The sequence below is a fragment of the Streptomyces sp. SL06 genome (assembly GCF_058244745.1).
Genome location: NZ_JBSYOT010000002.1, coordinates 829,193 through 841,056 on the forward strand (window position 1 = coordinate 829,193; position 11,864 = coordinate 841,056).

Annotated in this window: 12 protein-coding genes and 1 tRNA gene; 1 reads left to right on the forward strand and 12 read right to left on the reverse strand. The window is 71.7% G+C overall.

From position 1 onward, the window contains the following. Nucleotides 1-16 precede the first annotated feature (16 nt). Complete coding sequence (locus tag AC4IHM_RS03640; protein ID WP_490865632.1) at nucleotides 17-679, forward strand: response regulator; 663 nt, start codon at nucleotides 17-19, stop codon at nucleotides 677-679. A 73-nt stretch (nucleotides 680-752) separates the two neighbouring features. Here the strand turns inward: AC4IHM_RS03640 and AC4IHM_RS03645 are convergent, their stop codons facing one another. The 12 genes from AC4IHM_RS03645 to AC4IHM_RS03700 all read right to left on the reverse strand — a co-directional run bounded on the left by AC4IHM_RS03645 (nucleotide 753) and on the right by AC4IHM_RS03700 (nucleotide 11,700). Continuing rightward, a complete protein-coding gene (locus AC4IHM_RS03645) occupies nucleotides 753-1,760 on the reverse strand; it encodes a VanZ family protein (RefSeq protein ID WP_490865633.1) in 1,008 nt (335 codons plus the stop codon). A gap of 486 nt (nucleotides 1,761-2,246) precedes the next feature. Next, nucleotides 2,247-2,320, reverse strand: a tRNA-Pro gene (locus AC4IHM_RS03650). A gap of 102 nt (nucleotides 2,321-2,422) precedes the next feature. Continuing rightward, nucleotides 2,423-3,751 (reverse strand): MFS transporter, encoded by a 1,329-nt coding sequence (locus tag AC4IHM_RS03655; RefSeq protein ID WP_490865634.1) that lies wholly within the window; start codon nucleotides 3,749-3,751, stop codon nucleotides 2,423-2,425. A 171-nt stretch (nucleotides 3,752-3,922) separates the two neighbouring features. Then, nucleotides 3,923-4,282, reverse strand: a complete 360-nt coding sequence (locus AC4IHM_RS03660; protein ID WP_490865635.1) for an MmcQ/YjbR family DNA-binding protein — start codon at nucleotides 4,280-4,282, stop codon at nucleotides 3,923-3,925. A gap of 59 nt (nucleotides 4,283-4,341) precedes the next feature. After that, complete coding sequence (locus tag AC4IHM_RS03665; protein WP_490865636.1) at nucleotides 4,342-5,244, reverse strand: LysR family transcriptional regulator; 903 nt, start codon at nucleotides 5,242-5,244, stop codon at nucleotides 4,342-4,344. 30 nt (nucleotides 5,245-5,274) lie between these two features. Further along, nucleotides 5,275-6,468 (reverse strand): glycine C-acetyltransferase, encoded by a 1,194-nt coding sequence (locus AC4IHM_RS03670; protein ID WP_490865637.1) that lies wholly within the window; start codon nucleotides 6,466-6,468, stop codon nucleotides 5,275-5,277. A 30-nt stretch (nucleotides 6,469-6,498) separates the two neighbouring features. Beyond that, on the reverse strand, nucleotides 6,499-7,527 hold the full coding sequence (tdh, locus tag AC4IHM_RS03675) for an L-threonine 3-dehydrogenase (protein WP_490865638.1): 1,029 nt from the start codon (nucleotides 7,525-7,527) through the stop codon (nucleotides 6,499-6,501). A gap of 176 nt (nucleotides 7,528-7,703) precedes the next feature. Then, entirely contained in the window at nucleotides 7,704-8,279 is a 576-nt protein-coding gene (locus AC4IHM_RS03680) for a GAF domain-containing protein (protein ID WP_490865639.1), read from the reverse strand. Beyond that, on the reverse strand, nucleotides 8,276-8,905 hold the full coding sequence (locus AC4IHM_RS03685; RefSeq protein ID WP_490865640.1) for a GTP-binding protein: 630 nt from the start codon (nucleotides 8,903-8,905) through the stop codon (nucleotides 8,276-8,278). Before AC4IHM_RS03685 ends, AC4IHM_RS03680 begins: the two co-directional genes overlap by 4 nt. After that, nucleotides 8,883-9,257: a DUF742 domain-containing protein gene (locus AC4IHM_RS03690; RefSeq protein ID WP_490865641.1), complete on the reverse strand. Its 375-nt coding sequence runs from the start codon at nucleotides 9,255-9,257 to the stop codon at nucleotides 8,883-8,885. Before AC4IHM_RS03690 ends, AC4IHM_RS03685 begins: the two co-directional genes overlap by 23 nt. A gap of 2 nt (nucleotides 9,258-9,259) precedes the next feature. Beyond that, nucleotides 9,260-9,694, reverse strand: a complete 435-nt coding sequence (locus AC4IHM_RS03695) for a roadblock/LC7 domain-containing protein (RefSeq protein WP_490865642.1) — start codon at nucleotides 9,692-9,694, stop codon at nucleotides 9,260-9,262. A gap of 95 nt (nucleotides 9,695-9,789) precedes the next feature. Then, nucleotides 9,790-11,700, reverse strand: a complete 1,911-nt coding sequence (locus tag AC4IHM_RS03700; protein ID WP_490865643.1) for a sensor histidine kinase — start codon at nucleotides 11,698-11,700, stop codon at nucleotides 9,790-9,792. Nucleotides 11,701-11,864 lie beyond the last annotated feature (164 nt).

The window sequence follows — 11,864 nt, forward strand, 5'->3', positions numbered from 1 at the left end:
AAGCAGTGGAGCTGTCGTGCGAGTGGTGATCGCCGAGGACAACGCCCTCCTCAGAGAGGGCCTGGTCCTGCTGCTGACGTCCGCCGGAAACGAGGTCGCGGCCGTGGCCGACAGTGGGCCGGAGATCCTTCCCGCACTGCTGGAACACCGCCCTGACGTGGCGGTCCTGGACGTGCGGATGCCGCCCACCTTCCGTGACGAGGGCCTGCGTGCCGCGTTGGAGGCCCGCGCGAGGATCCCCCGGCTGCCCGTACTCGTGCTGTCCCAGTACGTGGAGGAGTCCTACGCCACGGAGCTTCTCGGTGTCGGGGCGAGCGGCGTCGGCTACCTCCTCAAGGACCGGATCGGCAGGGTGGACGAGTTCCTCGACGCGCTGCAACGGGTCGCCGGCGGAGGCACGGCCCTGGACCCGGAAGTGGTCACGCAGCTCATGACCCGACGCCGGGACTCACCGCTGGACACCCTGACGCCGCGCGAACGTGAAGTCCTCAAACTGATGGCCGAGGGGCACGACAACGCGACCATCGCACAGACGCTCTTCGTCACGGAACGGTCCGTCAGCAAGCACATCGGCAACGTCTTCCTGAAACTGGACCTGCCTCCCAGCGACAGCGGCCATCGTCGCGTACTGGCGGTACTCGCCTATCTGAACCGCCAACAGCGGCCACACCACGGGTGACATGGCGTCCGCCGATGCCGAGTAGATGTCGTTGCCCGATTCTGCGCCGAGCAGCCGGTCGACACCCCACTCATCATCGCGCCGCACCGCCAGTAGTGTCGGATCTGTCCGCGATATTACGCTGAATCAAGTCGGTGATGCGGCCGCTCGGCTCGATTTGAATATCCAGTCGCATTGGCATCAGAACTGAACCATTCCAGCGGCGCCAGCTCACCAGCCATCCGATATTGGTATTCTGGTCAAGAGCGGTGACAGTCACCTTTGAGCTGCTCAGGGCCCAAGCGGCGTGACGCTCCGCGTAGGCGGTTGCTATGTCGAGCGCCTGCTGTTCCGTGTCCGCTTTTCCTGCCGTGCCGGGCACAGCGAGGGAAAGCCCACTCTCAATTCTGCTGGGCACCAGGTTCACGGTGAACTGCTCCTTGTCCGGCCAGTTCAGTTCGGCTGCGCCTGCCCCCTTGCCCTGGTGCGATTTCAGCGACGCCATGCCTGATCCCCGTCCGCCCTCGCCAGGAGTGAACCTGACCGAATCAACCGAGTACTCCGTGCCGAGGGCCTCACGCACAGCGTCAGTGACAGCCCGACGCTGCACAGACGAGGCGGCCGTATCGCTTACGGTGCGTTCCACGACGCGTGGAGTGATCCATCCTATCCATGGCACACAGATGAGCAGTCCGCCGACCAGCGCCGCGGCGCGCATTCGTCGACTACCGGCTGCCGATAGGGGGTTCGGTGCGGATGTCCAGCGCGCGATGACCATCCCCAGGCCTACGCCGACTGCTACGCCCAGGGAGTTGGCGGCGAGATCCGAGGTGTCACAGATCCGGGACACAACAGATGTCAGGCTCTGTACCGTTTCAACGCCTGCCGAAAGGAGAAACCCCAACGTCAAGACGAGGAGGGGACGCCGCATAGCCATGACACCAAGAAGGCCGAACGGCACGAACATCCCGGCATTCAGCCTCCCTTGCACCGTTCCAAAAGGTTCTAGGACATCCTTGTTGACCACGCACTCGATACCTTTGTCGCCGGCCCCTCCGTGCGACCACATGGTCAGTACGACAATGGCCAGGGCGGCAGACACCCATGCGGCGTATATGCCCGGGTTAGGGACTCGTCCGCGCCCTATTCGCCAGGCTGCGAACCAGGCGGAAGCCACTAGAGTCACGGCCAGGGCCACGAATCCTGAGTGCCCGTTGAAAACCGCCTCAAGCACAGAGGGAACCTTTCTCACAGGTAGGGGGCAAGTGTCGCCACCGCTGGTTTTGAGCTTTCCGGTCACCGGAGAACTGGTCGGCTCACGCCTTCGCTTTCTCGCCGCCCGTATCCGCGAAGGCCAACAGGTCGTGAATCGCTCGCAGGCCAGGCCCCGGACCCTGGTCGAACCCGTCGTCGCCGCGTTCAAGACCTGGCGGCTCCTGCGTAAGCTCCGGTGCTCGACCACCACCCAGCGACGCCCGCACCCCGGCGCAACAAGATAAGGGCGCCGGTTCCCAACTGGTCCCCAAGAATGATCAAGGGCCGGTCTCGGATGGCTCCGATACCGGCCCTGGACTACGACTGCTTCCAGTCGGGACGACAGGATTTGAACCTGCGACCCCTTGACCCCCAGTCAAGTGCGCTACCAAGCTGCGCCACGTCCCGTTGCCCGTCTGACCTGGGGTTTCCCCCGGTTGAACGTGCAGGGAAACCATACCGCACTCGGGCCTGTGGTCGCGCATCGCTTTTCGGGGGCGTGGCGGCCGGTCAGCGCTCATGGGCGCCGGAAGGGGCCGGTGCGGTCGTCGGCCGTGCCGAGGCGGCCGTGGTCGCGTCGACCCGTACCAGTCCGCGTACCGCCGGTATCAGGAGCAGGGCGGCGCACACCGCGAAGCTCGTCGCCCCGGCGACGAACAGCACGTGGTCGGCGCCGAGGGCCGAGGCGGCCGGTCCGGCGAGGGCCTGGCCGACGGGCATCATCGCGAGCGAGCCCGCCACGTCGTAGGCGTGGATGCGGTTGAGGACGTCGGGCGGGACCTGGGTCTGCACGCTGGTCGCCCACATCACGCCCCAGAAGGACATCCCGGCCCCGGCGACGGCGGCTCCGGTCGCCATGGCCGGTACCCCGAGCCCGGCCCCGACGCTCAAGGGGAAGGCGGCGAAGCCGACGAGGGCGATGGCGCCGGCCCGGAGCATACGGCGGGGCCGCAGCCGCAGCGCGAGGAGTCCGCCGACGACGGTGCCGGCGCCCAGTGCCGAGTTGACCAGGCCGTAGGCGCGCGGACCGTGCCCCTGCACGACCTCGGTGGCCACCAGCGGGACCGTCGGACCCCAGACGGCGATCATGTAGACGCACCAGACGGCGATCACGCTCCACAGCCACCGTCTGGAACGGAACTCCCGCCACCCCACGACCAGGTCGGCGCGGAAGGCCTTCGTGCCCCGGCCGGTCACCGCCCGGCTCCCCGGCGCGAGCGGGGGCAGCCGGAGCAGCAGCAGGCACGCCGCGCTGACCCCGTACGTCGCGGCGTGGGCGGCGAACACCCCGCCGGGCGAGGCGAGGCCGACCAGGAGGCCGGCCACGGCGGGGCCCGCGAGCTGGGCGGCGGACTCGGCGACGCGTATCGCGCCGTTCGCGCCCTGGATGTCGGAGGCGAGCCGGGGCACGGTGCTGGCGACGCCGGGCTGGAAGACGGCACTCGCGACGCCGTTGACGAACCCGATCGCGCAGATCTGCCAGAGCACGACATGGCCGGAGAAGAAGAGCGCGGCGGCCAGCGCCTGGGTGCCGAGCCGCACCAGGTCGGCGCCGATCATCAGCCCGCGGGTGCTGAAGCGGTCGGCGAGGACGCCGCCGAAGACGACCAGGCCGGCGAAGGCGGCGGCCGTCGCGGCCATGGCGAGGCCGACCGCGCCCGCCCCGTACCCGTGCTGGAGCAGGCCGGCGGCGAGCGCCACGGGCAGCATGGTGTCGCCCAGCCGGGCGACGGACCGGGCGGCGAAGAACAGGGCGAAGTCCCGCGACCAGACGGCACGCGGCGCCCGCGCACCCGCCGTCTCCCCGTGTGCGGTCTGCGACGACGCCGTCCCGGCCATGACGCGCTCCCCCTCCCCCGAACCGGCCCCCGCCGGCCCTCCCCATCCGCTGCCGTCCCCTTGCCATTCCCTGCTCAGCTGTGCGTCTGGCAGCCGGAGCCCCCCTCCGGCCCCGGCTGCCACGCTTGTCTCCGGATCATGCCACGGGCCACTGACAACGCCCGAGGAGTTTCACCCCCGGGCCGGCAACCCCAGCCGGGGATACGCCTCCAGCAGCCTGGTCGGGGCCGCCTGGCGCCAGGAGTCGGCGAGGATGTCGCGCAGCTCCTCCTCGCCCTCCAGGGCGGCGAGCCTGACCCGCACCCAGGCGAACAGCGCCTCGTGCCCGGCGATCCAGAACTTCTCCGGCTCGGCGAGCACCAACTCGTCGCGCTCCTCCTTCGGGCAGCGCACCGCGATGGAGGTCTCCTCCTCGGGCAGCGTGGCGAACATCTTCCCCGCGACCCGGAACGTGGGCATGCTCCAGGCGGTCTTCTCCGTCGTGTCCGGCAGTGACAGGGCGACACGGCGTACGTCTTCTGCGTCCGGCATGTCAGGCACCGTAGCGTCCGCCACTGACAATCGCCGGTGAAGGACCGGTGGCCGACGCCTCACGCCCGTGCGGCCTCGCCGAGTGCGTCGAGCACCGGACGGATCAGTGGATGCCCCTCGGCCCCCCGGCGTACGGCCGCGAAGACGCGTCGGGTGGGCGCCACCCCGTCGACCGGGCGGACGACCACGCCCGTGAGGTCGGTGCCGTGCAGCGCCGAGCGCGGGACGAGCGCCACGCCTGCGTCGGCCGCGGCGAGCGAGACGACGGCGCGGAAGTCGTCAGACGAGTGCTCCAGGCGGGGCTGGAAGCCGGCGTTCTCGCAGGCCAGTACCACCACGTCGTGGCAGGGATTGCCCGGGTAGGGGCCGATCCACGCGTCCTTGGCCAGCTCCGCGAGCGGCACCTCGTCGGCGTCGGCGAGCCGGTGGGTGACCGGGACGACCGCGTCGAAGGGCTCGGCGTACAGCGGGACATGGGTCAGGCGCGGGTCGTCGGAGGGCGGCGCCCCCCGGTACTCGACGGCGACGGCCACGTCGACCTGCCGGTCGAGGACCATCGGCAGGCTGGCGTCGCCCTCGGCGTCCTGGACGCGCAGGCGGATACCGGGCGCGGAGGCGGCGAGGCGGGCCACGGCGGGCGCGACGACGAGGGCGATGCCGGTCGCGAAGGCGGCGACCGTGACGGTGCCCGCCTCGCCCGAGCTGTACGCGGCGAGTTCCGCCTCGGCCCGCTCCAACTGGGCGAGGACGGCGTTGGTGTGGCTGAGCAGGATCTCGCCTGCCGGGGTCAGCCGTACGCCCCTGGCGCCGCGCTCGACCAGGCGGTGGCCGGTCTCCTGCTCCAGGGCGGCGAGTTGCTGGGAGACCGCGGACGGCGTGAGGTAGAGCGCGGCGGCGGCAGCCGTCACGGTGCGGTGGTCCGCCACCGCCCGGAGGATGTGCAGCCGCCGCGCTTCGATCACGGCGTCGATTCTCTCACCCGAAGGAGCAGGTCAGGCGGCCAGCTCCGCCCGCGCAGCCACGAAGGCGTCCACCGCGCGGTCCACGTCCTGGGTGGAGTGGGCGGCGGACAGCTGGACGCGGATACGGGCCTGGTCCTGCGGGACGACCGGGTAGGAGAAGCCGATCACGTACACGCCGCGCTCCAGCAGCAGCTCGGCCATGCGGCCCGCCCTCGACGCGTCGCCGATCATCACCGGCGCGATGGCGTGGTCGCCGGGGAGGATGTCGAAGCCCTCCTCGGTCATCCGGCGGCGGAAGCGGGCGGTGTTCTCGGCGAGCCGGACGCGCAGGTCGTCGGCGGACTCCAGCAGGTCGAGCACCTTGAGGGAGGCGGCGGCGATCACCGGGGCCAGCGTGTTGGAGAACAGGTACGGCCGGGACCGCTGGCGCAGCAGGGCGACGATCTCGGCGCGGGCGGCGACGTAGCCGCCGGAGGCGCCGCCGAGGGCCTTGCCGAGGGTGCCGGTGACGATGTCGACGCGGTCCATGACGCCGTGCAGTTCGGGGGTGCCGCGTCCGCCGGGGCCGACGAAGCCGACGGCGTGCGAGTCGTCGACCATGACCATGGCGCCGTGGCGGTCGGCGAGGTCGCAGATCTCGCGGAGCGGGGCGACGTAGCCGTCCATGGAGAAGACGCCGTCGGTGACGATCAGCTTGCGGCGGGCGTCGCCCGCGGCCTTGAGCCGTGTCTCCAGGTCGGCCATGTCGCGGTTGGCGTAGCGCAGGCGCCTGGCCTTGGAGAGGCGGATGCCGTCGATGATCGAGGCGTGGTTGAGGGCGTCGGAGATCACCGCGTCCTCGGGGCCGAGGAGGGTCTCGAAGACTCCTCCGTTGGCGTCGAAGCAGGAGGAGTAGAGGATCGTGTCCTGCTGGCCGAGGAACGCGGAGAGCCGGGCCTCGAGTTGCTTGTGCACCTCCTGGGTGCCGCAGATGAAGCGGACGGAGGCCATGCCGTAGCCCCAGCGGTCCAGCGCCTCGTGGGCGGCGGCGACGACCTCGGGGTGGTCGGCGAGACCGAGGTAGTTGTTGGCGCAGAAGTTGAGGACCTCGCCGGGCCGGCCGCCGGCGGTGACCTCGACGGTCGCGGACTGCGGGGTGCCGATGACGCGCTCGGGCTTGTGCAGGCCGGCGGCGCGGATCTCGTCGAGGGTGGCGCGCAGGTCGTCGCGCACGGAGTCGAACATCTCACAAGCTCCTGGAGAAGGGCGGTTGGCTTACGCGGTCCAGTCGAGGATGACCTTGCCGCCCCTGCCGCCGGCCGCGTCGGCGAACGCGGCCTCGAAGTCGCGGTGGGAGTACCGGCCGGTGATCACGGGGGTGAGGTCGAGGCCGCCTTCGAGCAGCACCGACATGGCGTACCAGGTCTCGAACATCTCCCGGCCGTAGATGCCCTTGACGGTGAGCATCGAGGTGACGATCCGGGCCCAGTCGACCGGGAACTCCTCGGCGGGCAGGCCGAGCATGGCGATCCGGCCGCCGTGCGTCATGTTGGCGATCATGTCGCGCAGGGCCTCGGGGCGGCCGGACATCTCCAGGCCGATGTCGAAGCCCTCGCGCAGGCCGAGTTCGCGCTGTCCGTCGGCGATGGTGGCCTTCGAGACGTTCAGGGCGAGGCTCACGCCGACCTTGAGCGCCAGGTCCAGACGGTCTTCGCTCACGTCGGTGATCACGACGTTGCGCGCCCCGGCGTGCCGGGCGACCGCGGCGGCCATCAGGCCGATCGGCCCGGCGCCGGTGACGAGGACGTCCTCGCCGACCAGCGGGAAGGACAGGGCGGTGTGCACGGCGTTGCCGAACGGGTCGAAGATCGCGGCGACATCGAGGTCGACGGGGACGCGGTGCACCCAGACGTTGCCTGCGGGCAGGGCGACGTACTCGGCGAACGCCCCGTCCCGGCCCACCCCGAGGCCGACCGTGGCGCGGCACAGGTGGCGCCGTCCGGCCAGGCAGTTGCGGCACTTGCCGCACACCAGGTGCCCTTCGCCGCCGACCCGGTCGCCGGTCTTGATGTCGGTGACCTCCCGGCCGGTGTCGACGACCTCGCCGACGAACTCGTGCCCGAGGACCAGCGGGGTGCGGACGGCCTGCCGCGCCCAGCCGTCCCAGGCCCGGATGTGCAGGTCGGTGCCGCAGATGCCGGTGCGCAGCACCTTGATCAGTACGTCACCGGGTCCCACATCGGGCTCGGGGACGTCCGCGAGCCGGAGTCCTGGCTCCGCCTTCTCCTTGACCAGCGCCTTCAACGCAACGGCTCCTGACGGGTGGGCCCCGGCGCCAGGCATGCCGAGGCGGCCCGCTTCCGGGGAGGGCGGTGGAATCGCACTGAAATCTGCCGTACGACACCGCCCCGGGTCCATCGAGCCTTTCTTAAGCCCCGCCGCAGCTTTCCTTCACGCCCCGCGCGCCGGCGTCCGGCCGCTCACAGCGGGAGCCCGTCCTCCGCGCTGCGCTCGATGCGCCGTACGAGGTCGGCCGCCGTCGACTTGATCGTCGCCAGGCCCTCCGTGCCCCAGGTCCGGGGCCGTACGTCGGCGGCGGCGACCGTGCCGAGCACTGTTCCCGTGCTGTCGATGAGGGGGGCACCGAGGTAGGAGCGGATGCCGAACCCGTCGACGACCGGGTTGCCGGCGAAGCGTGGGTAGTCGCGCACGTCCTCCAGGACCAGGGCCTTGCGCCGGACCACCACATGGGGGCAGAAGCCGTGGTCGCGGGGCTGGACCCGGCCGAACTCCGGGCCGGTGCCGTCCGCGCGCGTCACCGGCGGGCTCTCGGGGACCCGCAGGCCCGCGAAGAACTGCCCGCCCTCGACCAGGAAGTTGACCATCGCGTACGGCGCCTCGACGAGACGTGCGAGGTGCGCGGCAAAGGCGTCCAGGGCCGGATCGGGCCGCTGCGCCAGACCGAGCCGGCGCAGCCGTCGTACCCGGGCGGGGGCCTCCCGGTCCTCGGGGGTGAGCAGCAGACGTCCGGCCGGGCGCGGCGGGTCGTAGCTCATGGGCGGGCTCCGGCGCCGAACTCCGTGGCGGGGGCCGGGGTATGGGCGATGAGGTGGCGTACGAGGGTGAGCAGGGTCTGTACGCCGGAACTGGAGATCCGGGCGTCGCAGCGCACGATGGGGATCCCGGGGTGGAGGTCCATGGCGGCGCGCACCTCCTCGGGGTCGTAGCGGTGGGCGCCGTCGAACTCGTTGATCGCGACGACGAATCCGAGTCCGCGCTCCTCGAAGAAGTCGACGGCTGCGAAGGATTCCTCCAGGCGGCGGGTGTCGGCGATGATCACCGCTCCGAGGGCGCCCTCGCACAACTCGTCCCACATGAACCAGAAGCGTTCCTGGCCGGGTGTTCCGAACAGGTACAGGACGTGTTCGGCGTCGAGGGTGAGGCGGCCGAAGTCCATGGCCACGGTTGTTTCGAGTTTGTTCTCGATTCCGTCGAGGTTGTCGGTCGCGGCGCTGACCGTGGTGAGCAGTTCCTCCGTGCTCAGCGGCGCGATCTCGCTGACCGCCCCGACGAAGGTCGTCTTGCCGACGCCGAATCCGCCCGCCACGAGGATCTTCAGGGCGGTGGGGAACGGGTCGGCGCCTTCGCCGTGGCCGTAGTCAGAGCTGTCGTCGTAGTCCATCGAGCACTGCCTCCAGAAGGGCCCGGTCCGTGGGGTGGTGGTGGAACGCGGCGGGGGGTTTGGTGGTCAGCGCGCCGCAGTCGACGAGGTCCGAGAGCAGCACTTTGGTGACCGCCACCGGAAGCCGCAGGTGGGCGGCGAGTTCGGCGACCGGGAGGGGCGCCCGGCACAGGCCGAGTGCCTGTGTGTGCTCGGGTCCGAGGTAGCCGAGGGGGGTCGACCCCGTGGCCATCACCTGGGACATCAGGTCGAGCGCGACGGTGGGCCGGGTACGGCCGTTGCTGACGGTGAAGGGGCGCACCAGCCGTCCGGCGGCGTCGTCGAGCCAGGGCCCGTCGCCGGCCGCGGCCACCCTCAAGGCCTCATCGCCGGGGGTTCGACGGCGTGCTGCCTGGGCGCGGTGACCAGGTAGGGGCGGACGCTCTTGACCAGCATCGCCATCTCGTAGCCGAGCACGGCCGCGTCGGCCTCGCGGCCGGCCAGCACGGCGAGGCAGGTGCCGGATCCTGCGGTGGTGACGAACAGCAGGGTCGAGTCGAGTTCGACGACGACCTGTCTCACGTCCCCGCCGTCGCCGAAGCGGACGCCGGTGCTGCGGCCGAGGGAGTACAGCCCGGAGGCCAGCGCCGCCATGTGGTCGGCGCTGTCGGCGTCCAGGCCGTGGACGGACTTCACCAGTCCGTCGCAGGACAGCAGCACCGCGCTGCTCGTGTGCGGTACGCGCTGCACGAGGCCGCTCATCAGCCAGTCGAGGTCGGAAACTTGGCCGGTCGGCGCATCGCTCGCCATGGTGGATCGACTCCTTGGGGTACGAAGGTCTGCGGGAGCGCGGGTCGTGACGGTGGGGGTGGGTGTGTGGGGGAAGTCGGGGGTGGCGGGGGCGGTCATCCGGCCGGGTCCCCGAGGGTCGGCTCCACCGGCACCGGCTCCATGGGCGTCGGCTCAACGGGCGCCGGTTCCACGGGTGTCGAGTCCCTGTGCTGCTGGGCCTGTGCGAGTCCGATGCCGCGTTGGAAGGCCGCCATCAGGCCGGGGTCGTGGCCGACGTGCTGCTCCGGTTCCTGACGGGGCGCGGGGCCGCCGCGCAGTTGGGGCACGATGTGCTCCTGGGCACGGCGGCGGGGCAGTTGGGGTCTGTCCATGGTGCCGCGCACCGCGCTGTGCCGTGGGACGGGCGGGATGGCCGCGTGTTCGGCGAGGACGCCCCGGTCGTCGGGCCGTACACCGGGCACGGCCGCGGCCGGGTTGGGCCGCTTGCGGTGCGTGCCGCGCACGGGCAACGGCACGGGTTCGCCGTCGGCCCCGCGCAGGCGGGCCGGGGTGGGTGCGGCCCCGTCGGGAACCGGAGCGGACACGGGGGGCGCCGGGGCGGCCGGAGCCGGTGCGCCGGGCGGCGGTGCGGCCGAGGCGGGCGATACGTAAGTCGGCGTGGCGTCAGCCGGGTTGACCGGTGCAGGCTCGGGGGAGACCGGTTCGGCGGGGGCCGGGGCCGCCGTGAGTCGCGGCTGCTGCCGGGGCGGCGGTACGGGCACCGGCTCGGCCCCGCCGACCACCGCCGGACGGTCCGCTCCCCCGGGCAGCGCGGCCGGTTCCATGCCCAACAGGGCTTGCGGTACGACCAGTACGGCCTGGACGCCCCCGTAGATGTTGCTCTGCAGCCGGACGGTGATGCCATGCCGCTTGGCGAGCTGGGAGACGACGAACAGCCCGATGCGGCCGTCCGCGAGCAGGCGGGCGACGTTCACCTGGTCGGGGTCGGCGAGCAGGGCGTTCATCCGGCTCTGTTCGCCGGCGGGCATGCCGAGGCCGCGGTCCTCGACCTCCACGGCCAGGCCCGAGGTGACGAGGCCGGCCCGCATCAGCACTTGGGTCTGCGGGGCGGAGAACAGGGTGGCGTTCTCGACGAGTTCGGCCAGCAGGTGGATGACGTCGGCGACGGCGTGGCCGCGCAGGGTGCCGTCGATCGGCGGGACCAGCCGGACCCGGGAGTACTGCTCGACCTCGGCGATGGCGGAGCGGAGCACCTCGGTCATGTCCACCGGGTTGCTCCACTGCCGGCGGGAGACGGCGCCGCCGAGCACGGCGAGGTTCTCGGCGTGGCGGCGGATGCGGGTGGCGAGGTGGTCGACGTGGAAGAGGCCCTTGAGGAGGTCGGGATCCTCGATCTCGTTCTCCAGCTCGTCCAGGATGGAGATCTCGCGGTGCACCAACGACTGAAGGCGCCGGGCGAGGTTGACGAAGACCTCCAGCTTCTGTTCGCTGCCGGCCTGGCTGGAGAGCTGGGCGGCCCGGACGACGGCGGCGACGGCGCCGTCGTGGGCGCGGGACAGGTCGGCGGCGAGCAGTTCGAAGTCGTCGGCGTCGGCGGGCGGTCCGCCGCGCGGTTTGCGCGGGGCCGGGGTCTCGCCGCGGCGCAACGCCTCGACCACGGCGCGCAGTTCGCCTTCTCCGCGCGCGGTGCTGCGGCGCAGGGCGCCGACGCGGTCGTACACGGACCGCGCGGCACGGTCGGCCGCGACGGCGGCGATGACGAGGGCGGCGAGCGCCACCGAGGACGCCCCGGCGAGCACCGCCCACAGGGCGGGGCCGGGCCGGGCGCCGGTGGACCGGACGGTGAACAGGACGACCGCGCAGGCGCTGAGGGCGACCGCGACCGGCGGCAGCACGGCGAGACGCAGAAGCTGAGGCCGTATGTGGGTCTCGGGCAGTGCGGGGCCGGTGCGTGGGGTCGGCCGGCCGTGCCGCCCGCCCTCACGGCGGTCTGCTCGCGCGGACGGGGCGCGGAGGTGAGACATCGGTGTCCTCGTACTGGTCCGTCGGTCGTGGGGCTCGCGCGTGGTGGCGGAGGGCCACGCGGACACGCGACGCCACGCGGGCACGCGCCATCGCGGTGTCGACCGAGCGGACCGGGGGATCCGGCCCTGCGTCGCCCGACGGACACTGACAGTAGTCGCCTGCC

Coding starts and splice junctions, on each gene's coding strand:
- AC4IHM_RS03655 (WP_490865634.1), bottom strand. CDS start 3,751: ATGGCCGGGACGGCGTCGTCGCAGACCGCACACGGGGAGACGGCGGGT.
- AC4IHM_RS03660 (WP_490865635.1), bottom strand. CDS start 4,282: ATGCCGGACGCAGAAGACGTACGCCGTGTCGCCCTGTCACTGCCGGAC.
- AC4IHM_RS03670 (WP_490865637.1), bottom strand. CDS start 6,468: ATGTTCGACTCCGTGCGCGACGACCTGCGCGCCACCCTCGACGAGATC.
- AC4IHM_RS03680 (WP_490865639.1), bottom strand. CDS start 8,279: ATGAGCTACGACCCGCCGCGCCCGGCCGGACGTCTGCTGCTCACCCCC.
- AC4IHM_RS03685 (WP_490865640.1), bottom strand. CDS start 8,905: ATGGACTACGACGACAGCTCTGACTACGGCCACGGCGAAGGCGCCGAC.
- AC4IHM_RS03695 (WP_490865642.1), bottom strand. CDS start 9,694: ATGGCGAGCGATGCGCCGACCGGCCAAGTTTCCGACCTCGACTGGCTG.
- AC4IHM_RS03700 (WP_490865643.1), bottom strand. CDS start 11,700: ATGTCTCACCTCCGCGCCCCGTCCGCGCGAGCAGACCGCCGTGAGGGC.